A 19,624-nucleotide genomic window follows, 5' to 3' on the forward strand; every position below is an offset into this window, starting at 1 on the left:
ATGCCGCTCGTCGCCGGGGTGGACTCTTCCACCCAGTCGTGCAAGGTGGTCGTCCGGGACGCGGAGACCGGTGCCCTGGTCCGGCAGGGCCGGGCATCGCACCCGGACGGCACCGAGGTCGACCCGTCGGCCTGGTGGTCCGCCCTCCAGACGGCGATCGACGCCGCCGGTGGGCTGACTGACGTCGCCGCGGTCTCCGTGGGAGGTCAGCAGCACGGCATGGTCTGCCTTGACGAGGCCGGCGAGGTAATCCGGCCGGCGCTGCTGTGGAACGACACCCGGTCCGCCGGGGCAGCGGCCGAGCTGGTCCAGGAGGCGGGCGAGGGGCAGGCCGGACGCCGGTTCTGGGCCGACGCGGTGGGCAGCGTGCCGGTGGCCAGCTTCACCGTCACCAAGCTGCGCTGGCTGGCCCGGAACGAGCCGGCGAACGCGGCCCGGGTGGCGGCGGTCTGCCTGCCGCACGACTGGTTGACCTGGCGACTGGCCGGGGCCCCCGGGCTGGACGCGTTGCGTACCGACCGCAGCGACGCCAGCGGCACCGGCTACTGGTCCCCGGCCACCGGCGAGTACCGGCCGGATCTGTTGGAGCAGGCGCTCGGTCGGGTGGTGCGGGTGCCGACGGTACTCGGCCCTACCGAGGCCGCCGGGCATCTTGATCTGGCAGCGCTGTCCGGCTCCGGTGCCGCCCCGGGCTCCGGCGCGGCGCTGCTCGGGCCCGGCGCGGGCGACAACGCCGCCGCCGGCTTCGGCGTCGGGGCGCGTCCCGGCGACGTGGTGGTGTCGATAGGTACCTCCGGCACGGTCTTCAGCGTCGCGGACACCCCGGCGGCCGACCCGAGCGGTATCGTCGCCGGCTTCGCCGACGTGACCGGCCGGTTCCTGCCACTGGTCTGCACGCTCAACGCGGCCCGGGTGCTGGACGCCGCCGCGGCGATGCTGCGGGTGGGTCTGGACGAGCTGGCCGATCTGGCGCTGGCCGCGCCACCCGGCGCGGACGGGCTGGTCATGGTGCCGTACCTGGAGGGCGAGCGCACCCCGAACCGGCCGGACGCCACCGGGGCGGTGCACGGGCTGACGCTGCGCACCTCGACCCCGGCGCATCTGGCCCGGGCGGCCGTGGAGGGGATGCTCTGCGCCCTCGCCGACGGGCTCGACGCGCTGGCCGCTCACGGCGCGGAGGTACGCCGGGTGATCCTGGTCGGCGGCGGTGCCCGGTCGGCGGCGGTGCGTCGCATCGCGGCGCAGGTCTTCGGCTGCCCGGTGGTCGTCCCACCGCCCGGTGAGTACGTCGCCGACGGTGCCGCCCGACAGGCCGCGTGGTTGGCGCTCGGCACGGGGGAGGCGCCGTCCTGGACACCGTCCGGCGTCGAGGAGTACGCCGCCGAGCCGGTGCCCGGCATCCGGGAGCGCTACGCACAGGCCCGGGAACTCCACCTGGACCGGTTGGCCAAGGGCTGACCACCACCGATCCCGGGTCGGTTGGCATCCGCGTGACGAGGAGCCAGCCGATCCGGGATCGGGCACGATCCCGCCCGTGCCGGGGGGGCGACCCGGTGATCAGCTCGTTATCCCGCCCTGGTTGGCTGCCCGCATGACCTCGACCACAGGCCGACCCGCGCGGGTGTGGGGCAGGAGCGCGCCGCGCCGGCTCTACAGCGTCGTGGTCTTCGTGCTGCTCGCCTCGCTGGACAACGTGGCGATCGGTCTGGTGCCCCCGTTGTACGGCGCGATCGCCGACTCCTTCGAGGTGCCGCAACGGCTGCTCGGCCTGGTCACCGCGACCAGCTTCCTGGTCAGCGCGGTGGCGGCGGTGGGTTGGGCGTACTTCGGCGACCGAACGAACCGTAAGCCGTTGCTCATGATCGGCACACTGCTCTGGGCGGCCGGCACCGGGGGCAGCGCGCTGGCCGGGAACTATCCCACATTCCTCGTCGCGCAACTGCTCGCCGCGGTGGGCCTCGGCGCGGTCGGCTCGGTCGGTTACTCGGTCGTCACCGACCTCATCACGCCTCGCCGTCGGGGCCTGGTGATGAGCTTCTGGGGGCTCTCCCAGGGGGTCGGCACGGTGGCCGGTGGCCTCGTCGGCGGGCTGCTCGGCGCGGCCGACTGGCGTCGGCCGTTCCTGCTGCTCACGGTGGTCGGGTTGGCCGCCACGGCGGCCTACCTGTTCACCTACGACATCCGGCGCGGCCAGAGCGAGCCGGCACTTGCCGCCGCGCTCGCCACCGGCGACGACTACGACTACCGGATCAGCCGGGCCGACCTGCCCGTCATCCTGGGTAGGCGGACCAACCGTTGGCTGATCCTCCAGGGACTCACCGCGCAGGCCGCCTTCGGCTCGCTGGTCTGGCTGCCGGTGCTCTTCCGCGAGCGGGCCGAGGACCAGGGCTACACCACGGCGACCGCCATCGTGGTGGGCAGCGTCTTCGCCGCACTGTTCCAACTCGGCGGGGTGTTCTCCATAGTCGGCGGGCTGATCGGCGACGCGCTGCAACGGCGTACGCCCTCGGGTCGGGCCATTGTCGCCTCGGTCGGCATCTTCGCCGCGCTCCCGTTCTACCTGGTGTTGTTCTTCGTGCCGATGCGCATCGACGTGCCCGACGGCGCCGGGAGCGGCGCGGTCGTGCGGGCGGTGCTGACAAGCGTGGTGAGCGAACCGACGGTCGGGCTGAGCCTGCTCGCCGCGCTGCTGGCCCTGGCGTTGACCTCGGCGAACTCACCGAACTGGTTCGCGCTGATCGCCGACGTCAACCCACCGGAGAACCGGGGCACCGTCTACAGCCTCGGCAACCTGGTCAACGGGGTGGGTCGGGCGGCCGGCAACGGGCTGGTCGGTGTCGTCTTCCACGGGTTGCGGGTGGCCTTCCCGCCGCCGCTGAACTACGCCGTCGGGCTGGCCGCCTTCCAGCTCTTCTTCATCCCGACAGGTGTCATGTACTGGCTCGCCGCCCGTACCTCGCCGAAGGACATCGCCGACGTCCGCGACCTGCTGCACAGCCGCGCCGAGAAGCTGTAGTGACCACCGGTGGGGCCCGAGGGGCCCCACCGGGACGGCTCAGGCGGTGCGGACCCAGACGGTCACGTCGGTGGGCACCGAACCGTCCTCGTCGAGTGGTGCGCTGCTGTGCACCAGCTCGCCGGCGGGCGCCGGGACGGCGTCCGCCCCGAAGTTGGTGAGGACGACCAGGTCGCCGTTGCGGAAGGTCAGCACCTCGTCGCCGGAGGAGAGCCACTCCAGGGTGCCCGGACCGAGGCCGTACGCACGGCGTAGCCGCAGCGCCTCCCGGTACAGCTCGTACGTCGAGCCGGGTACCCCACGCTGACGGTCCAGCGCGTACTCGGCCCAGATCGGGGGCTGCGGCAGCCAGCTCGCGTCCGTGGGCCCGAAGCCGTACGAGGGCGCGTCGGCCTCCCACGGGATCGGCACCCGGCACCCGTCGCGGCCCCGCTGGGTGCGCCCGCTGCGTTCCCAGGTCGGGTCCTGCCGGGCCTCGTCGGGCAGCGTGGTGTGCTCCGGCAACCCGAGTTCCTCGCCCTGATACAGGTAGGCCGAGCCGGGCAGGGCAAGCATCAGCAGGGTGGCCGCGCGGGCGCGCCGCAGCCCGATCGCGGCGTCCGGCTGCTCGTCACCGACGCCGATGCCGTTGGGGCGGGGAGTGCCGACCGGCAGCCCGAGCCGGGAGGCGTGGCGCACCACGTCGTGGTTGGAGAGCACCCAGGTGGTGGGCGCACCCACCGCGTCGGTGGCCTCCAGCGACCGCGTGATGACCGCGTACTGGGCGGGGGCGGTCCAGGAGGCGAGCAGGTACTCGAAGTTGAACGCCTGGTGCATCTCGTCGGGGCGTACGTAGCGGGCCAGCCGCTCGGCGGGCTCCACCCACGCCTCGGCGACCAGGATCCGCTCGCCGGGGTAGCCGTCCAGCAGCCGCCGCCACTCGCGGTAGACCTCGTGCACGCCGTCCTGGTCCCACATCGGTGGGCGGGGCTTGTCCGCCTCCTGCCCGGAGAGGATCTCCTGCGGCTCCTGCCAGTCGGCCAGGTCGGCCTGCTTGATCAGACCGTGTGCCACGTCGACCCGGAAGCCGTCCACGCCACGGTCCAGCCAGAACCGCAGCACGTCCAGGAACTCGGCGCGGACCTCGGGATTGTCCCAGTTCAGGTCGGGTTGGGCGGTGTCGAACAGGTGCAGGTACCACTCGCCGTCGGGCAACCGGGTCCAGGCCGGGCCACCGAAGACGCTCTGCCAGTCGTTGGGCGGCTCGGCCCCGCCCGGTCCCCGCCCCGCGCGGAAGATGTACCGCCCGCGCTCGGCACTGCCCGGACCGGCGGCCAGGGCGGCCTGGAACCAGGCGTGGGCCGACGAGGTGTGATTGGGCACCAGGTCGACGATCACCCGCAGCCCGTTGGCGTGGGCCTTCGCGATCAGGTCGTCGGCGTCGGCGAGCGTGCCGAACAACGGCTCGACGTCCCGGTAGTCCGCCACGTCGTAACCGGCGTCGGCCTGCGGGGACGGATAGAAGGGGGAGAGCCAGACCGCGTCGACACCCAACTCCGCCAGGTGGTCCAGGCGGGCGGTGATCCCGGGCAGGTCGCCGATGCCGTCGCCACCCGAGTCGGCGAACGAGCGCGGGTAGATCTGGTAGATCACCGCCTCCGTCCACCAGCCGGTCGGTGGGTTCTGGTGCGTCGTGTCGTGGTTCAGGGCGTACTCCCATGGTCGAGCCGTACGGGCCGGCGGGCCCGGACAGCGTGCTGGCTGCCGTTCAGTGTGCCCGGACGGGCGCTGTCGAATCACGCACGACCAGCCGGGTGTTCAGGATCACCGGCGAGTCCGGTTTGGCCGCGTCGGGCTTACCCACCCGTCCGCAGAGCGGGTCGAGCAGCAACTGCGCGGCCAGCCGGCCCTGCTCCACGGCCGGCTGGGCGATGGTGCTCAGCCCGAGCACACCGGCGAGCGCGTGGTCGTCGATGCCGATCACGCTGACGTCCTGGGGAACCCGCAGACCGGCGTCGCGCAGCGCGGTCAGCGCACCCATCGCCATCTCGTCGCAGGCGGCGAAGATGGCCGTCGGCGGGTCACCCCGGCGGAGCAGTTCCTCGGTGGCCCGGGTGCCGCCGGCAATGTCGAAACTGGACTCCACGTCGAGGCTCGGGTCCGGCTGCAGCCCGGCCGCCCGCAACGCCTCCTGATGCCCGCGGCGTCGGTCCAGGTGGGCGCTGAAGGCGAGTTCGTCGTCGGGGTCACCGGAGATGTGCGCGATCCGGCGATGCCCCAGATCCAGCAGGTGCCGGGTGGCGGTCCGGGCCGCCGCCACATCGTCGATGCGTACGCAGGGCCAGCCCGGCACCGTGGTGCCGGAGCTGATGGTGACGCCCGGCAGGTCCAGCGCGGCCAGCGCGGTCACGTCGGTGGCCCGTAGCGGGGTGGCGACCAACATGATGGCATCCACCCGTTTGTGCAGGTGGGCGGCGTGCAGTACGCGCTGCCGGTTCTGTTCCCGCCCGCCCAGGTTGTGCAGCAACAGGTCGTAGCCGGCCCGGTGGAAGAAGTCCTCGGCGGCCTCGACGACCACGCCGAAGAACCACCTGGTGATCCGGGGAACCACCACCGCCACCGTGCCGGTCCGGCCACCGGCCAGCCGGGAGGCGCTCGGCGACACGGCGTACTGCAACTGCTCGGCGGCGGCGAGCACCCGGCTGCGGGTTGCCGCCGACACCGTCGGCAGCCCGCGCAGCGCCCGGGAGACGGTGGCCGTGGAGACGCCGGCCAGCCGGGCGACATCGTCGATCTTCGTCACGTGGAACCCCGCTCACGTCCCGCGTGGTGCCGCCGCCGTGGGCGGCGGCACCACGGCGGATCAACCCTTGACGCTGCCGGCGAGCAGCCCCCGAACGAAGTAGCGCTGCAAGGACAGGAACACGATCAGCGGTACGACGATCGAGACGAACGCTCCGGCGGTCAACCGTTGCCACTCGTTGCCCCGGGTACCGGCCAGCTCGGCGAGCCGGACGGTGAGCGGCGCGGTGACGTCGCTACCCCCGGCGAAGATGAGTGCCACCAGCAGGTCGTTCCAGACCCAGAGGAACTGGAAGATGCCGAATGCGGCAAGCGCGGGTGCGATCAGCGGCAGGACGATGGTGCGGAAGATTTTGGGGTGGGTGGCCCCATCGACCCGGGCCGCCTCCATCAGGTCCCCGGGTAGTTGTGAGACGAAGTTGTGCAGCAGGTACACGGCGAACGGCAGGGCGAAGCAGGTGTGTGCGAACCACACCTGGGCGAAGTTCTGCGCGCCGTCCAGATTCCAGGCCGGCATCAGGGTGACGCCGCCCAGGCTGACTCCGCGCGAGAAGAAGCTCAGCAGCGGCACGAGGGCCATCTGCAGCGGCACGATCTGGAGCGCGAAGATGGCGATGTAGACCCAGTCCCGGCCGCGGAAGTTGATCCACGCCAGCGCGTACGCGGCCATCGCCGCGAACGCCAACGGGAACAGCACCGACGGCAGGGTGATCACCAGCGAGTTGACGAAGTAGTTGGCGAGCTGCCCGGATCCGGAGGACTGGCCGAACAACACGTCCTGGTAGTTCTGGAGGGTGAACTCCGGGTCGCGGAAGAAGGTCCACCAGCCGGTGGTCTTGATCTGGTTCTCCGGCCGCAGCGAGGAGACGAACAGACCGAAGGTGGGGATGGTCCAGACGACCGCGATGACGATCGCGACAAGGGTCGCGGTGCGGCTGTTGAGCCGCTTGCGGACCCGGGACGCCCGGGTGGTGGGTGTCTCGTCCTGGGTGCCGGCGGCGACCGGGGGAGTGGTGGTGGTCATCTCAGCCCTCCCGTCGCTGCTGACGAATGTTGCGGATCTGGAAGATCACGATTGGCACCACCAGCACGAAGAGGAAGACCGCCAGGGCGGAGCCCTGCCCGTTCTGGCCGTACCGGAACGCCTGGTTGTACATCTCGTTGGCGATCACGCTGGTGTCGTAGTTGCCGTTCGTGGAGGTCCGAACGATGTCGAAGACCTTCAGCGTGGCGATCGAGATGGTGACCACCACCACGATCAACGCGGGCCGGATGCTGGGCAGCGTGATCTGGGCGAACATCTGCCACGGGCTGACCCCGTCGAGGCGGGCGGCCTCGACGATGTCGGCCGGGATGGCCTTGATCGCCGCCGACAGCACCACCATGGCGAAGCCCGCCTGGATCCACACCATGATCACGATGAGCAGCAGGGTGTTGAGAGGCGAGTCGAGCAGCCACTGCCGGGGTTCACCACCGAGACTGACGACGATCTGGTTGAGTAGACCGATCTGCTCCTCGCCCTCGCCCCGGTAGGCGTAGACGAACTTCCAGATGATGCTCGCCCCGACGAACGAGATCGCCATCGGCATGAAGATCAGTGACTTGGCCACCGCCTCCATCCGGGCCTTGTCCACGAGCACGGCGTAGAGCAGTCCGATCGAGGTGGCGACCAACGGAACCAGGGTCACCCAGATCAACGTGTTGAGCAGCACCCGCACGATCGCGTCGTCGGCGAACATCCAACGGTAGTTGTCCAGGCCCACGAAGTTCTGGCTGCCGCCGTCCATGAAGGACAGCAGGGTGGTCCGCAGCGCCGGGACGACCAGGCCGATCATCAGCAGCAGGATCGTCGGCAACAGGAAGAACGTGGCGAACAGTCCCTCCCGGGACCTGCTCCGCCCGGGCAGCGGCGCCCCGCTGGCGGAGGCGGCGACGAGTCGCGCCTCGCGTCGCCGCGCGAAGAACGCCGGCACCGCGTCGAGCAGCACGAGCAGGCCACCCACCACCACCGCGAAGGCGATCAAACCCCACAGCAGCATCATCAGTTTGGGTGACTGCTCGGCAAAGTCGAAGTTCATCAACCCTCCCCGGGTCCTCGGTAGAGCCGGTGGGCCGGCCCGCCGTACGCGGACCGGCCCACCACTGGGGTTACTTCCAGCTGCTCTCGATGCCCTGGAGGACGCTTGCGGTGTTCCCGCCGTTGATCCACTCGACCATGCCCTTCCAGAAGGTCCCGGCGCCGACGGCGGCGGGCATCAGGTCGGAACCGTCGAACCGGAAGACCGAGCTGTCGTCCTGGAGGATCTCCACAGACAGCTTGTCGATCGGGTTGGCGACGTTGGCCAGGTCGACCTTGTTGTTCGCGGACACCCAGTCGCCGATCTTGGCGCGGCTGTTGGCGTGCTCACCCGAAGCGAGGTAGGTCTGCACCGCCTGCACCTCGGGGCGGTCGTTGAACGCGGTCACGAACTCGCCGCCGCCCAGCACCGGCTTGCCCTTCGCCGGGTCGATGGCCGGGAAGTAGAAGGCGAAGACGTCGCCGTCCTCGGCCACCCGGGTGCCTTCAGGCCACTGGTTGGCGTAGAACGAGGCCTGCCGGTGCAGGGCGCACTTGCCCTGGGTGATCGGCACACCGGCCTCCTGGAAGGCGGTGGTGGCGATGCTGCGGACGCCGCCGAAGCCGCCGTTCACGTACTTCTCGTTCTTCAGGATGGTGCCGGCGCGGTCCAGCGCCTCGGCGACCCGCGGGTCGTTGAACGGGATCTGGTGCGTGGTCCACTGGTCGTAGACCTCGGGGGTCTGCGTCCGCAGCATCACGTCTTCGATCCAGTCGGTGGCCGGCCAACCGGTGGCCTCACCGGACTCGATGCCGGCGCACCACGGCTTGGTGCCGCTGTCCGCGATGGTGTCGCTGAGCTTGATCATCTCCTCCCACGTGGTCGGGACGGTCCAGCCCTTCTCCTGGAACATCTTCGGCGAGTACCAGACGAACGACTTCACGTTCGACCCGAGCGGCGCGCCGTAGAAGGTGCCGTTGACGGTGCTGTACTTCAGCCAGTCGGCCGGGTAGTTCTCCTCGGCCATCGCCTTGGTGTCGGCGCTGGCCGGCTTCAGCTGGTTGCGCTCGGCGAACCGCGCAAGCAAGCCGGGCTGGGGGATGAAGGCCAGGTCGGGCGCGTTGCCGCCGTCGACGCGTACGGGAAGCTGGGCCTCGAACTCACCGCTTCCCTCGTGGTTGATCGTGATGCCGGTGCAGTCCTCGAACTGCTTCCAGGACTCCGCCAGCCGGTCGGCCTCAAGGTCCCGGATCGACGAGTAGATGGTTACCGTCTTACCGTCGTGGCCCTGGTACTTCTCGTACGGGGCGCACTCCGCGGAATCGGCGTTGTTGCTGCCGCTGTTGCTGCTGCTTCCGGTGCCGCAGGCGGTGGCGCTGAGCGCCAGTCCGATCGCGCCAGCGATCGCGAGGGCCTGGCGTGGCCTGGCAGAAATCGCCATGCCGTCCTCCTTCCTAGCCGGCGCTGGCCGGGATCGCATCCGGTTGACCTGGCGCCGGTCCGATGGGCGTTTTCACATGTAAGCGCTTGCATCTCCCGGGGTCCACCCCTTGGACGGACACGAGCGAGTAACAATCCGGAAATCTGGCAAGCGGCCATGATCACGCTCCCATCGGCCGCAACGACCCCTGTCTATCAGCGGATACGTGCGTCAGCCTGGACGAGCGGCAGGAAGGGTTCTCGGCGCAGGTGGCGGGCGGGTTGCGGCACACCGGCCCCGACGGTCGGGCTGACGGGCTGTGCCGCTTGCTGTCGTGGCGGACCGGCGAGCCGGTCAGGCGTTCAGCTGCCAGATCGAGTAGTTGAGCGCCGCGGCGAAGGTGACCCAGGCCCAGTAGGGCAGAAGCAGCACCGCCGCCAGGCGGCTCACCCGGGCGAACAGCAGCACTGTCACACCTATCGCCAGCCACAGCAGGACGATCTCGACGAACGCCAGCCCGTACCGGTCACCGGCGAAGAAGAGCGGTGTCCAGGCGGCGTTGAGGACGAGCTGGACCGCCCATGCGCCGAGAGCCGCTCCGAACCCCACCCGGCGCCAGACCAGCCAGGCGGCGACCGCGATCATCACGTAGAGCACGGTCCAGACCGGGCCGAACAGCCAGGAGGGCGGGGCCCAGGCGGGCCGGTCGAGGTTCGCGTACTGGTCGGCGGCGCCCGACGCGGCAAGGTTGCCGATGGCGGCGGCGGCCACGACGGCCACCGCGAAACCGGCGAGCGCCCACCACTGACCGGCACCGTTTCGTCGGGTCTGTTCCGCCCTCGTCCGCATGGTCGATGGTTCTCCGCTGAGCGGGGGCGGCAAACCTTCGCGGGCGGCGTTCGTTCCGGGCCGGCCAACTCGTGGACAGCACACCGGGGTCGCCGTGGTCGGTGACTCCTGTCGGGAGGACGGAGTACCGGTCACGACGACCCCGGTGGGTCCGGTTAGCGACGCCCTGCGCCGCCATGTCAATTGAAGATGCTGACCCCACCCGGGCCGACGAGCAGCCCGACAACGATGAGGACGATGCCCCAGAGGATCTGCCGGCGGAACAGCGCGAGGATGCCGGCAACCACCAGTACGACTGCGAGAATCCAGAGAATCAGCTCCATGGTTGCTGAGTACCCCCCACAGCGACTCCGGAAACCTCACCCTGATCAAGGTGATCGCCCAGGTGGAAGATGCTGTACGCCTGCTTGATCACCGGATGGGCCACGTTGCGGACGCGTACTCCGCCCGGGGTGGTCCCCCGCTCGGAGCCGTGATGGGCGTGCCCGTGCAGGGCGAGTGCGGTGGGCGCGGAGTCGATCGCCTGACCCAGCTGATAGCAGCCGAGGAACGGGTAGATCTCCAACGGCTCACCGGCCAGGGTGTCCGGCACCGGGGCGTAATGGGTGAGCGCCACCAGGACGTCGCAGTCGAGCGAGCGGAGCGCCTCGCTCAACCGGTTGGCGCTCTCGGTGGTGGTGCGGACGAACGCCTTCATCTCCGGCTCGCCGAAGTCGCTGGCGCACCGGCCGGCGAAACCACCACCGAACCCCTTCACCCCGGCGACGCCGAGTCGACCACCCGGGCAGTCCAGCACCACCCCGTCGCCTTCCAGCACGGTGATGCCCGCTTCCTCAAGCGCCCCGATCACCTGCGGCACCTGGTCGCACTGGTGATCATGGTTGCCCAGCACGGCGATCACAGGTACGCCCAGGCCGCCGAACTCCCGGGCCACACAGCGGGCCTCGGCCTCGGTGCCGTGCCGGGTCAGGTCGCCGGCGAGCAGCACCGCGTCGACGCTGCCGGGCAGTTCCTCCAGGGCCGGCCGGAACCGGCCGAGCACGTCCTCGTCCAGATGTACGTCGCCCACAGCGGCGATCCGGATAACCATCGAACCTCCCTCAGGGCAGTTGCTCGATCTCCGTGGGCGCCTGCGTGCGGATCACCCCGATGTCGCTGGTGATCTGCACGTCCGGGAAGCGTTCGGCCACCCGGCGCAGGATCTCCTCCCGCCGGTTTGCGCTCTCGACCTCGCCGTGCAGCACGAGGGCGCGTTCGGTGCGGACCACTGTGATTCCCTGTTCGGCGACGGCCGGATCCTCGGTGAGCAGCCGGTGGATCTCCGCCTCGACGTACTCGTCGGGCGATCCGGCATCGGAGTGCACGGTCACTGTCATTCCTTCCCGTCGGCCGTGCCGACGTGCGGCACGACGTCCAGCCTGTCGAGCAGCACCAGGAACGACTCGGCGTACGGCGAGTGCTGCGTCTCCTTGCGTACCCGCTCCCAGTCGATCTGCTCACGCAGCGAGCGGGCCAGCGGCAGCCCACGCGCGAAATCGCAGTAGTGCTGAGAGAAGCTGAGCAGCTTGTGCACCATCAGCTGGGTGGCGGACAGCACCGGCATGTGGATGGCGTCGACCGGACGCATGACCGTGTCGGCGAAGGTCTCCTCGGTCACCGGCGTCTCGATCGGTCGGTGGATCAGGTCCACCATCCGGCCGCCGTCGTAGACCTTTACCAGCCAGTCCTCCGGGGGTCGCTCGGCGGTGAAGCCGCCCTGTACCAGCGCCTCCAGCGCGGCTTCGACGTCGGACTCGCGGATGAGGAAGTCGACGTCGTGCTCGCTGGAGTGCCCACCGTGCGCGTAGACGGCGAAGCTGCCGCCGAGCGCGAACGGGATCTCCGACTGCTTGAGCACGGCGGCGACCTTCTTGAGGGTGTGTAGGAGAGTCTCGTCGTCGCGCTCGGCCATCTCGCCTCTCCTGTCGACTCGTCCGGGTGCCACCGGGTGGGATCTCCGATCGGTACCCGGCAATCCGGTCGGCCACACCTGCACGACGGGGGCAACCGGATGAACATGTCTCAACCGGGATCTATGACGCAGCTGCCATGCGCCTGTCGGATAACCTTTCGAGGGTGGCCAGATCGACGGGAACGCCCGATTCGACGGGAGTCCGCTGTAGCAGAGGCCGGCTCCGCACCGTAGCCCTGATCGGCATCGACGGCTCAGGCAAGACAACCCAGGCGTACCGGCTCGCCGAGGCGCTCACCGTGGCCGGTCATCCGGCCACCTACCACCGCAACGCGGGTGGACGGCGCTGGCTCGGCCGGGCGGCACACCGCCTCGGCCGGGCGGACGCCCAGGGGCTACTCGGCCGGGACGGCATGCTGCTTGTGGAATCCGTGCTGCGCTGGCTGGCCATCGCGATGACACTGCTCGGTGGCCTGTTCACCGGGCGGGTGGCCGTGATGGACCGCTACGCGGCCTGCCAGTACGCGAGCCTTCGCGCACACGGCGGGCACCGCTGGGAGCGCCTGGTCCGGGCCGCCTACCGGATCTTCCCCCGACCACAGGTGACGTTCCTGCTGACCGTCGCGCCGATCGAGGCGTACCGGCGGATCGAGCGCCGGGGCACCGATCACGAGAGCCTGGACTTTCTGGCCGCCGCCGACCTGGCCTACCGCACTCTGCCGGAGTATCCGACCTTCGTGCCGGTGAATGCGGATCGTCCCGCCGAGGAGACGGCCCTGGAGATCCGTGGGCATCTGAGCCACTGGCTGACAGCCGGGGACGAGTCGGTCGGGCCGGCACCGGTCGGTGGCGCCGTGCCGGTGAACGAACTGGTGCCGCTTCAGGCCCGTCCGTAGACGGGTACGGCCGCGCCGCTCGTGGGCGCAGACTCGTCCGAGGCGAGGAAGCGGACCACCGAGGCGATCTCGGCCGGGTCCACCCACCGGGTGTGATCGGCGTCCGGCATCGCGTCGCGATTGCTCGGGGTGTCGATGACGCTCGGCAGCACCGTGTTGCAGCGGACCCCGGCCGACCTGTACTCCACGGCCACCGCGGAGGCGAAGCCGAGCACCGCGGCTTTCGCGGTCACGTATCCGGCGACACCGGGAAAGGGCGCGACCGCCGCGCGGGCCGCGACACAGACCACCGCGCCACCTCCGGCGGCGACCAGGTGCGGCAACGCGGCCCGGGTGACCAGGTGGGTCGGGCGGAGGTTGAGGGTGAGCATCCGTTCGAAGTCCGCCACCGGCGTCTCGTGCACCAGCCCGCCGCTGGCGTACCCGCCGACCAGGTTGACCACCGCGCGCAGGGGTGCCTCGGGGTCCCCGGCCGCCACCTCGGCCGCCCGGGCCACCTCCTGCGGGTCGGTCAGATCCGCGGCGATCCGGACCGGCGCGTTGACCCCGGTCCCACCTGTCGGGTCCGGTTGCTGACGTTGGGTCGCGACCACGCGCCACCCCGCCGCCACGAACGCGGCGCTTACCGCCGTGCCCAGCCCGCCCGTGGCCCCGGTGACCAACACACTTCGATTCGCCATGACCTGAGGTTAGTGCGGTGCCTGGGCGACCGTGCCCAGGCCCGGCAGGTGACCGCCCAGGCGGTTCGCGCCCGCCGGGTGGGTCCGGCCGCAGGCGGGCATGAAGGGTTTGTCGACGGTGGTCAGGGTGCGTCCGAGGGCGGGTCCACGCGAACCCGATCGACGAGGTACGCGCGGCGTTGACCCTACCGGCGTCGCGAACCCGACAGCCGGCTGAACCGCGCTGCGGCGGCGGGCATAGGACCGGGGCACGGATTGTTCATCAGGGCGTGGGGTAATACCACCGGCGTGGATGAACCAAGCGGTCCACGTACGCGTATCAGGCAGTGACCAGGATCGCAGCACGGCGGTGACCCGGGTCGCTGCGCTTATCGGCCGGGCAGTGCTGCCATGGACCGGGACGGTCGGCGATCCGTCGATCCGTCGACCTCACGGGGTGTCTGCCGGCGGTGGTCAGCCAGGGTGCTGACAGCAAACGTGGACGCTGCTCTCAGCGGATTATCAGGCATTCGTGACACTTTCGACCCACGACATGGAATCCCCGACACGTCTCATCTGTTGTGTAGATGTCAGCACCGATGGGCACAGCGGAGGTTACGGGGGAGGGCTGATGGGCGTGGGGATGGCAAGGAACCGGGCAACCGGCGCGAGCGAGGGGACCGTGGGCACCGTGGACAAGAACATCGGAATGCGAACTGACGAGGTCGCCGAGGAGCGCGACCTGGTCGGAGTCTACCTGCACGAGATCTCCCGGACGCCGCTGCTGGACGCCGCCAAGGAGGTCGACCTCTCCAAGGCCATCGAGGCCGGCCTGTACGCCGAGCACCTGCTCGGCGAGGACCGCGTCCCCGACGGGGCCACCCGGGAGGAACTGGAGCGGCTGATCGCCGACGGCGAGCGGGCAAAGGACCTGTTCATCCGGGCCAACCTGCGACTTGTCGTGTCGATCGCGCGCCGGTACGTCCGGTCCGGTATGCCCATGCTGGACCTCATCCAGGAGGGCAACACCGGTCTGGTCCGGGCGGTCGAGAAGTTCGACTACGAGCGCGGATACAAGTTCTCGACCTATGCGACGTGGTGGATCCGTCAGGCGATCAGCCGGGCGATCGCCCAGCAGGAGCGCACCGTGCGGTTGCCGGTGCACCTGGTGGAGGACGTCAACCGGATGCGCAACGTGGCCCGTCAGCTGACCCGTGAGCTGGGTGGCGACCCGGAGCCGGAGCAGATCGCCGCAGCGCTCGGCGTGACCGTCGAGCGGGTCAACGAGCTGGTCCGCTGGTCGCAGGACACCGTGTCGTTGGACACGCCGGTCGGCGACGACGGCGACACCAACCTCGGTGATCTGGTCGCCGACAGTGACGCACCCTCGCCGGAGGAGATCGTCCTCACCGGGTTGGAGCGTCAGCGGATCGAGGGGCTGCTCAACCACCTGGACGACCGTTCGGCAGGCATCATGCGGGCCCGGTACGGACTGGAGGACGGTCGGGAGCACTCGCTGACCGAGGTGGCCTCGCGGTTCTCCCTGTCCCGGGAGCGGATCCGGCAGTTGGAGATCCAGGCGCTCGGCCGGCTCCGCGAGCTCGCCCGGGCGGAAGGGCTGCAGGCGGCCTGAGCAGGCGACAACAACGGCGAACGGCCGGCGTCCGATAGGGGGACGCCGGCCGTTCGCCGTTCTCGGTTGTCAGCCACGACGCAGGCGAGGCGGCACCGCGCGGTCGGCCGCTCAGCGCACCCGACCGTATCCGTACGGTGACATCAGGTCCACGGATCGCTTCTCCACGTTCCTGCCGAAGGTCGGTGCGTGGATGACCTGACCGTCGCCGACGTAGATGGCCACGTGGCCGAGGCTGCGGTAGAAGACGAGGTCGCCGGGGCGTAGCTCGGCGCGACTGATGTGTGCCACCACACCCCACTGCATGCGGGTGTTGTGTGGCAGGGACCGGCCGGCCGCCCGCCAGGCGGCAGAGGTCAGCCCGGAGCAGTCGTAACTGCCCGGCCCGTCCTGGCCCCAGGCGTACGGCTTGCCCAGCGCGCCGTAGGCGTACCGAACGGCTGCGCCGGCCTTGCCGGAGACGGCGGGTGCGTCCTGGGCGCTGCTGGCCCGGTTCGTCGGTCGTTCGGTGGCCCGGCCGTACGCCTGCCGGCGCAACTCGTAGAGCTTGGCGAGATCGCGCTCGATGCGCTTCTTGGCCGAGGACAGCTCGCGTGACTGCGCCGCCTGCCGGCTGAGCGTGACGTCCAGTCGGGTCTTCTCGTCAAGCAGCCGCTGCTGGTCGGCGGTATAGCTGGCGATGGTGGCCTGCCGCTGCCGGGTCAGGTGGTCCAGCGTGCCCAGCCGGTCCAGCACGGAGGCCGAGTCACTGCCGTGCAGCAGCGCGTCGACGGTGCCCAGGTTGCCGGTCTTGTACGCGGTCACCGCCAGCTCGCCGACGTCTGCCCGGCTCTGCTCGGCCTGCTGCTCCAGCGGGCCGATCTGCTCCTGCAACCGCGCCACAGCGCCGCGGTTCTCCTTGATCTTCTCCCGCAGCTCGTTGTGGGCCTCCACCACGCGTTCCAACTCGACTGAGGCCTTCTCGATCCGCCGGGTCAGCTCGGCGGGGGAAGGTTCGGCTCGGGCCACCGTCGCCGGCGCGAGCAGCGCCAGTGTGAAGGCGGCGGCCGTCAGGGCACGCAGCGTGTGCGTAAGGGACGACAAGAGCCCGAATGCTCCTCTCCCGGGGCCGACGCGGGCGGCTGAGGCTCCGCGACGGCGACGGCCCGGTGCCATCCGGGCGGACGGCGGCCGGCCGAGCCGACCCGCCCAACCTAGTACGGGACGGGAGTCATCCGCAGGGAAAGCCGAGACCAATGGGGGTGCTGTGGCGAAGCACGCAACGCCCAGAGGGGTAATCACCGACATGTCGGACTGGTCGCTCCCGGCATATGCCGTCGGATGCCAGGGAGTTTTGACCGACAAGCCGGACTTGGTGCGCTCTTTCCGGCACCGATGGTCCTTCGCAAGCCCGTGACCATCGGAAACGTTCGAGCCGGAGTGGCGTGAGCGGCCCACAATGAATCGCGCGGCCGGGATTCCCGTCGACTTACGTCGATGAACAGGGCCGGCGGGAGCCGACCCGGTGCCACCAGCCGTGGGAGGAGGGGTCGTGAATCCTGATGGCGCGACAGTGCGACAGCCACGGACACCCCGAGGCGCCGGCAGCGAGCCGACGCTGCTCTACGCCCGGCCCGGGATCATCGTCACGGTCGACAGGTTCACCGTCGGTCGCAGCAGCTGGCGGGTTGCCGAGCTGACCCATCTGCACAGCACCCGGGGGCCGCACGACCGGGCGGCGACCCGGGCCGTTCTGGTCTCGACGGTGGTGATCAGCGGCGTGGGACTGCTGCTGGGCTTCTCCGGTGGGCTGCAACGGCTCACCGCCGGGGCGTACCTCCTGCTCGGTGCCGTGTTTCTGGTGCCGGTGCTGCTCGCGGCGGCCGGCGACCGTTGGCGCCCACCGGCGTACGAGCTGTGGGGCCGTCGGGCGGGGACCGACGAACTGCTGTTCAGCAGCGACGACGAGCACCAGTTCGGGCAGGTGAGCCGGGCGCTGCGCCGGGCTCGCGAGATGAACAGCTACGGCGGCTGGGAGGACCCGCTGGCCGGCGCCGAGCCGTGGCGACCCCGCCGGTGAGGATCATCGTCGCGGTCGTCGAGGCACGACCTACCCGGCGATCGGCTCGGGTGCCGGTGCCTGCTCCCGGTGCCGCTGCTCGGCCATGACCAGTGCGCTCACCCGTCGCTCCGCCCAGAAGGAGACGAACGGCACGGTGCCGGCGAGCATCACCAGGATCATCCGCTTGAGCGGCCAGTCGGCCCGCCGGGACAGGTCGAAGGCGGCGACCAGGTACACCATGTAGAGGAAGCCGTGTGCCTGGCCAACGGTCTCCACCACGATCGGGTTGTCGAAGCCGTACTTGAGTGGCATGCCGATCACGACCAGCAGGATCAGCACCACACCGACGACCCAGGCGATCACGCGGTAGCGGGTGAGGGCAGCGCGCACTTCTCGTCAGTCCTTCCGGGCCCGGCTCAGCCGGGATAGTCGCCGGGCTTCGCGCCCGGGTTGGCGTTCAACCATGACAGGTAGCGGTTGTAGGCGGCCAGATCGGCGTCGTCCGCACCGGGACCGGCGGGAACTCGGGCGATCCGCACCGGGCGCCGGATCGCCGGCCGTGACTGCTCGGTACGGGCGTCGTCGGCGGCGTCGGGAGCGGTTGACATGGCCGGGCTGCTGGCGGACGCCGACGCCGCCACGTCCTCGTCCGGTGGCGGAACCCCGCGTAGCGCATGGCGTACCTCGCGCCACCAGACAAAGACCACGAAGCCCGCGAAGATCGGCCACTCCACGGCGTAACCCCAGCTGATGGCGTTACCCGCGGCGGCCCGGCTGACCTGCCACCAGCCGAGCCCGAGAAAGGTGGTCACCAGCACGACCATGGCCACGTGGCGCGCGATCCACGCCGGGGTCCAGAGCCGCTTCATGCCACGAGGGTACCGGGAGCGGCAGCGGTCTCCGACGCGGTGTCGTAGTGCCTTCTGGTTTGGCCACACCCGGCGCGGGCAACCGTACAGACGCCAGCCCAGGACGGACGAGGGGGCGAGATGACGGCATCGGGACGACATGACGGATTTCCCGCCGGTGGTACGGAGGTGAGCCCCGAGCAGCGGATTCCCGAGTGGGGCGACGACCGGATGCCGGCCCCGGCACCCGACGCCGACCTGCTCGGCATCGACCCTGCCGAATTGGACGAGGAGGACCTCGTGCGGGAGATGCAGAGTCTGCACCGTACCCGCCTGGACACGCTCCGCCACGCCACCGACTCGGCGCTCGCCAACCACCTGCGGCGCACCGCCGAGCTGGAGACCGAGTACCTCGCGCGACACCCGGGGCGTGAGGTTGATCCGAGCCGGCTGCGGGACGCGTGATGGCGTACGCCGAGCGGGGCGTGTCCGCACCCCCGGAAGTCGTCTTCAACACGGCCACCGATCCCGACCGGATCTCCTCCTGGCTGCCGGATCAGTTGCTGTCGGGTGACCCGGCCCCGGAGGGCGACGCCGGGGAACTGCGGGCCCGCTGGACGGCCCGCCGCACCGACTGGTCGGCCGACCTCACGGTGGAGCCGGTCGACGCCGGTGGTTCCCGGCTCCGGCTCGAACTGGCCGGGGGCGGCGAGGACGTCGACCGGCTCGCCGACGAGGTACTGGACAGCCTCGCCCGCGAGGTGGCCGACAACCTGCAGGCCGGCTGAGCCGGTCCGAACCGGCCGCCGAGACGCGGCTGACCGTAGCGTGACCCGAAGAGGAGGCCGGGTGAGCGACCTGAGGCAGAAGGTGGCGCGACTGCGCCAGGCGTACGCGCCGCACGAGCACCGCCCACTCGGTGGCTACCTGGTGGCGATGGGCACGTACGCCGGGGTGACAGGTGCGATCGCCGGCCTGGTGAAGGCGACCGGCCGGAGCGTGCCCGAACGACCCGCCACATCGGACGTGGTGCTGCTCGCCGTCGCCACCCACAAGCTCAGCCGGCTGCTGTCCAAGGACGCGGTGACCAGCCCGTTGCGGGCCCCGTTCACCCGGTACGACCGGCCGATCGGCAGCGGCGAGGTGATGGAGCAGGTCCGGGACTCGGGCAGCTCCACCCGCCATGCCATCGGAGAGCTGCTCAGTTGCCCGTTCTGCCTGGCCGTATGGGTGGCCACCGGCCTCACCGGAGGGCTGGTGCTCGCTCCGCGGCTGACCCGGCTCGTCGCCACTGCGCTGACAGCTGTGGCCGCCTCCGACTTCCTTCAGATGGGCTACGCGGTCGCCCAGCAGGCGGCCGAGGGCGGTGGCAAGGAGGAGGAGTGACCGACAGCGACGAGAGGCCGGCCCGGTGATCCGGGCCGGCCTCTCGCTCGTCGGAGGGGCCGTCCGACCGTCCGACCGGCCGGGCAG

General features: G+C 70.5%; 22 protein-coding genes. 8 read left to right on the top strand and 14 right to left on the bottom strand.

The features are described from left to right. Together xylB and Van01_RS21765 are read left to right on the top strand one after the other, a co-directional pair. Positions 1–1,458 carry a xylulokinase gene (gene xylB / locus Van01_RS21760; protein WP_204010658.1) on the top strand — a complete coding sequence of 486 codons (1,458 nt, stop codon included), beginning with the start codon at positions 1–3 and terminating at the stop codon, positions 1,456–1,458. A gap of 133 nt (positions 1,459–1,591) precedes the next feature. Beyond that, on the top strand, positions 1,592–3,016 hold the full coding sequence (locus Van01_RS21765; protein WP_204010659.1) for an MFS transporter: 1,425 nt from the start codon (positions 1,592–1,594) through the stop codon (positions 3,014–3,016). Between the two features lie 39 nt (positions 3,017–3,055). Here the strand turns inward: Van01_RS21765 and Van01_RS21770 are convergent, their stop codons facing one another. The 10 genes from Van01_RS21770 to Van01_RS21815 form a co-directional block, all read right to left on the bottom strand. Beyond that, entirely contained in the window at positions 3,056–4,702 is a 1,647-nt protein-coding gene (locus Van01_RS21770; RefSeq protein WP_204010846.1) for a glycoside hydrolase family 13 protein, read from the bottom strand. A gap of 61 nt (positions 4,703–4,763) precedes the next feature. Beyond that, the gene (locus tag Van01_RS21775) at positions 4,764–5,798 is read right to left on the bottom strand and encodes a LacI family DNA-binding transcriptional regulator (protein ID WP_204010661.1); all 1,035 of its coding nucleotides are present in this window, start codon (positions 5,796–5,798) and stop codon (positions 4,764–4,766) included. 60 nt (positions 5,799–5,858) lie between these two features. Next, a complete protein-coding gene (locus Van01_RS21780) occupies positions 5,859–6,821 on the bottom strand; it encodes a carbohydrate ABC transporter permease (protein ID WP_204010663.1) in 963 nt (320 codons plus the stop codon). Position 6,822: 1 nt separating this feature from the next. Beyond that, positions 6,823–7,875 carry a carbohydrate ABC transporter permease gene (locus tag Van01_RS21785; protein ID WP_204010665.1) on the bottom strand — a complete coding sequence of 351 codons (1,053 nt, stop codon included), beginning with the start codon at positions 7,873–7,875 and terminating at the stop codon, positions 6,823–6,825. Between the two features lie 70 nt (positions 7,876–7,945). Next, complete coding sequence (locus Van01_RS21790; protein WP_204010667.1) at positions 7,946–9,295, bottom strand: ABC transporter substrate-binding protein; 1,350 nt, start codon at positions 9,293–9,295, stop codon at positions 7,946–7,948. 333 nt (positions 9,296–9,628) lie between these two features. Continuing rightward, positions 9,629–10,123, bottom strand: coding sequence for a TspO/MBR family protein (locus Van01_RS21795; RefSeq protein ID WP_204010670.1), 495 nt, complete (start codon positions 10,121–10,123; stop codon positions 9,629–9,631). 179 nt (positions 10,124–10,302) lie between these two features. Next, entirely contained in the window at positions 10,303–10,446 is a 144-nt protein-coding gene (locus tag Van01_RS21800) for a GPGG-motif small membrane protein (protein WP_007464364.1), read from the bottom strand. Continuing rightward, positions 10,437–11,213, bottom strand: coding sequence for a metallophosphoesterase family protein (locus Van01_RS21805; protein WP_204010672.1), 777 nt, complete (start codon positions 11,211–11,213; stop codon positions 10,437–10,439). Before Van01_RS21805 ends, Van01_RS21800 begins: the two co-directional genes overlap by 10 nt. A 10-nt stretch (positions 11,214–11,223) precedes the next feature. Continuing rightward, on the bottom strand, positions 11,224–11,493 hold the full coding sequence (locus Van01_RS21810; RefSeq protein ID WP_239099215.1) for a hypothetical protein: 270 nt from the start codon (positions 11,491–11,493) through the stop codon (positions 11,224–11,226). A gap of 2 nt (positions 11,494–11,495) precedes the next feature. After that, positions 11,496–12,107 (bottom strand): nucleotidyltransferase family protein, encoded by a 612-nt coding sequence (locus Van01_RS21815; RefSeq protein WP_275410383.1) that lies wholly within the window; start codon positions 12,105–12,107, stop codon positions 11,496–11,498. A 104-nt stretch (positions 12,108–12,211) separates the two neighbouring features. Between Van01_RS21815 and Van01_RS21820 the strand changes: the two genes are divergently transcribed. Then, entirely contained in the window at positions 12,212–12,970 is a 759-nt protein-coding gene (locus Van01_RS21820; RefSeq protein WP_204010688.1) for a dTMP kinase, read from the top strand. On the opposite strand, the gene Van01_RS21825 is transcribed toward Van01_RS21820, so the two are convergent. Then, on the bottom strand, positions 12,955–13,650 hold the full coding sequence (locus Van01_RS21825; RefSeq protein WP_204010704.1) for an SDR family NAD(P)-dependent oxidoreductase: 696 nt from the start codon (positions 13,648–13,650) through the stop codon (positions 12,955–12,957). The two genes, Van01_RS21820 and Van01_RS21825, sit on opposite strands and share 16 nt — an antisense overlap. Before the next feature lie 622 nt (positions 13,651–14,272). Here Van01_RS21825 and Van01_RS21830 point away from each other — a divergent pair. Next, a complete protein-coding gene (locus Van01_RS21830) occupies positions 14,273–15,262 on the top strand; it encodes a sigma-70 family RNA polymerase sigma factor (protein WP_204010848.1) in 990 nt (329 codons plus the stop codon). A 111-nt stretch (positions 15,263–15,373) separates the two neighbouring features. On the opposite strand, the gene Van01_RS21835 is transcribed toward Van01_RS21830, so the two are convergent. Further along, positions 15,374–16,345 carry a C40 family peptidase gene (locus Van01_RS21835; RefSeq protein WP_239093097.1) on the bottom strand — a complete coding sequence of 324 codons (972 nt, stop codon included), beginning with the start codon at positions 16,343–16,345 and terminating at the stop codon, positions 15,374–15,376. A gap of 448 nt (positions 16,346–16,793) precedes the next feature. Between Van01_RS21835 and Van01_RS21840 the strand changes: the two genes are divergently transcribed. Then, the gene (locus tag Van01_RS21840; RefSeq protein WP_204010716.1) at positions 16,794–17,321 is read left to right on the top strand and encodes a DUF6232 family protein; all 528 of its coding nucleotides are present in this window, start codon (positions 16,794–16,796) and stop codon (positions 17,319–17,321) included. A gap of 30 nt (positions 17,322–17,351) precedes the next feature. On the opposite strand, the gene Van01_RS21845 is transcribed toward Van01_RS21840, so the two are convergent. Both Van01_RS21845 and Van01_RS21850 read right to left on the bottom strand, forming a co-directional pair. Then, complete coding sequence (locus Van01_RS21845) at positions 17,352–17,693, bottom strand: DUF3817 domain-containing protein (RefSeq protein ID WP_204010717.1); 342 nt, start codon at positions 17,691–17,693, stop codon at positions 17,352–17,354. Positions 17,694–17,719: 26 nt separating this feature from the next. Continuing rightward, on the bottom strand, positions 17,720–18,172 hold the full coding sequence (locus Van01_RS21850; protein ID WP_204010719.1) for a hypothetical protein: 453 nt from the start codon (positions 18,170–18,172) through the stop codon (positions 17,720–17,722). 120 nt (positions 18,173–18,292) lie between these two features. On the opposite strand from Van01_RS21850, the gene Van01_RS21855 reads away from it, so the two are divergent. The 3 genes from Van01_RS21855 to Van01_RS21865 all read left to right on the top strand — a co-directional run bounded on the left by Van01_RS21855 (position 18,293) and on the right by Van01_RS21865 (position 19,537). Next, entirely contained in the window at positions 18,293–18,616 is a 324-nt protein-coding gene (locus Van01_RS21855; protein ID WP_204010721.1) for a DUF6158 family protein, read from the top strand. After that, the gene (locus Van01_RS21860) at positions 18,616–18,939 is read left to right on the top strand and encodes an SRPBCC family protein (protein WP_204010724.1); all 324 of its coding nucleotides are present in this window, start codon (positions 18,616–18,618) and stop codon (positions 18,937–18,939) included. The genes Van01_RS21855 and Van01_RS21860 overlap by 1 nt, the downstream gene beginning before the upstream one ends. 61 nt (positions 18,940–19,000) lie before the next feature. Then, the gene (locus Van01_RS21865) at positions 19,001–19,537 is read left to right on the top strand and encodes a DUF1360 domain-containing protein (RefSeq protein ID WP_204010726.1); all 537 of its coding nucleotides are present in this window, start codon (positions 19,001–19,003) and stop codon (positions 19,535–19,537) included. The last annotated feature ends 87 nt before the right edge of the window (positions 19,538–19,624 follow it).

It is taken from the genome of Micromonospora andamanensis (assembly GCF_016863495.1).
Classification (GTDB): domain Bacteria; phylum Actinomycetota; class Actinomycetes; order Mycobacteriales; family Micromonosporaceae; genus Micromonospora; species Micromonospora andamanensis.

What these genes read in the sequence shown, in the direction of transcription:
- Van01_RS21800 (WP_007464364.1), bottom strand. Translation starts at nt 10,446, where the DNA reads ATGGAGCTGATTCTCTGGATTCTCGCAGTCGTACTGGTGGTTGCCGGC.
- Van01_RS21805 (WP_204010672.1), bottom strand. Translation starts at nt 11,213, where the DNA reads ATGGTTATCCGGATCGCCGCTGTGGGCGACGTACATCTGGACGAGGAC.
- Van01_RS21785 (WP_204010665.1), bottom strand. Translation starts at nt 7,875, where the DNA reads ATGAACTTCGACTTTGCCGAGCAGTCACCCAAACTGATGATGCTGCTG.
- Van01_RS21825 (WP_204010704.1), bottom strand. Translation starts at nt 13,650, where the DNA reads ATGGCGAATCGAAGTGTGTTGGTCACCGGGGCCACGGGCGGGCTGGGC.
- Van01_RS21820 (WP_204010688.1), top strand. Translation starts at nt 12,212, where the DNA reads ATGCGCCTGTCGGATAACCTTTCGAGGGTGGCCAGATCGACGGGAACG.
- Van01_RS21830 (WP_204010848.1), top strand. Translation starts at nt 14,273, where the DNA reads ATGGCAAGGAACCGGGCAACCGGCGCGAGCGAGGGGACCGTGGGCACC.
- Van01_RS21850 (WP_204010719.1), bottom strand. Translation starts at nt 18,172, where the DNA reads ATGAAGCGGCTCTGGACCCCGGCGTGGATCGCGCGCCACGTGGCCATG.
- xylB (WP_204010658.1), top strand. Translation starts at nt 1, where the DNA reads ATGCCGCTCGTCGCCGGGGTGGACTCTTCCACCCAGTCGTGCAAGGTG.
- Van01_RS21790 (WP_204010667.1), bottom strand. Translation starts at nt 9,295, where the DNA reads ATGGCGATTTCTGCCAGGCCACGCCAGGCCCTCGCGATCGCTGGCGCG.
- Van01_RS21780 (WP_204010663.1), bottom strand. Translation starts at nt 6,821, where the DNA reads ATGACCACCACCACTCCCCCGGTCGCCGCCGGCACCCAGGACGAGACA.
- Van01_RS21765 (WP_204010659.1), top strand. Translation starts at nt 1,592, where the DNA reads ATGACCTCGACCACAGGCCGACCCGCGCGGGTGTGGGGCAGGAGCGCG.
- Van01_RS21855 (WP_204010721.1), top strand. Translation starts at nt 18,293, where the DNA reads ATGACGGCATCGGGACGACATGACGGATTTCCCGCCGGTGGTACGGAG.
- Van01_RS21860 (WP_204010724.1), top strand. Translation starts at nt 18,616, where the DNA reads ATGGCGTACGCCGAGCGGGGCGTGTCCGCACCCCCGGAAGTCGTCTTC.
- Van01_RS21795 (WP_204010670.1), bottom strand. Translation starts at nt 10,123, where the DNA reads ATGCGGACGAGGGCGGAACAGACCCGACGAAACGGTGCCGGTCAGTGG.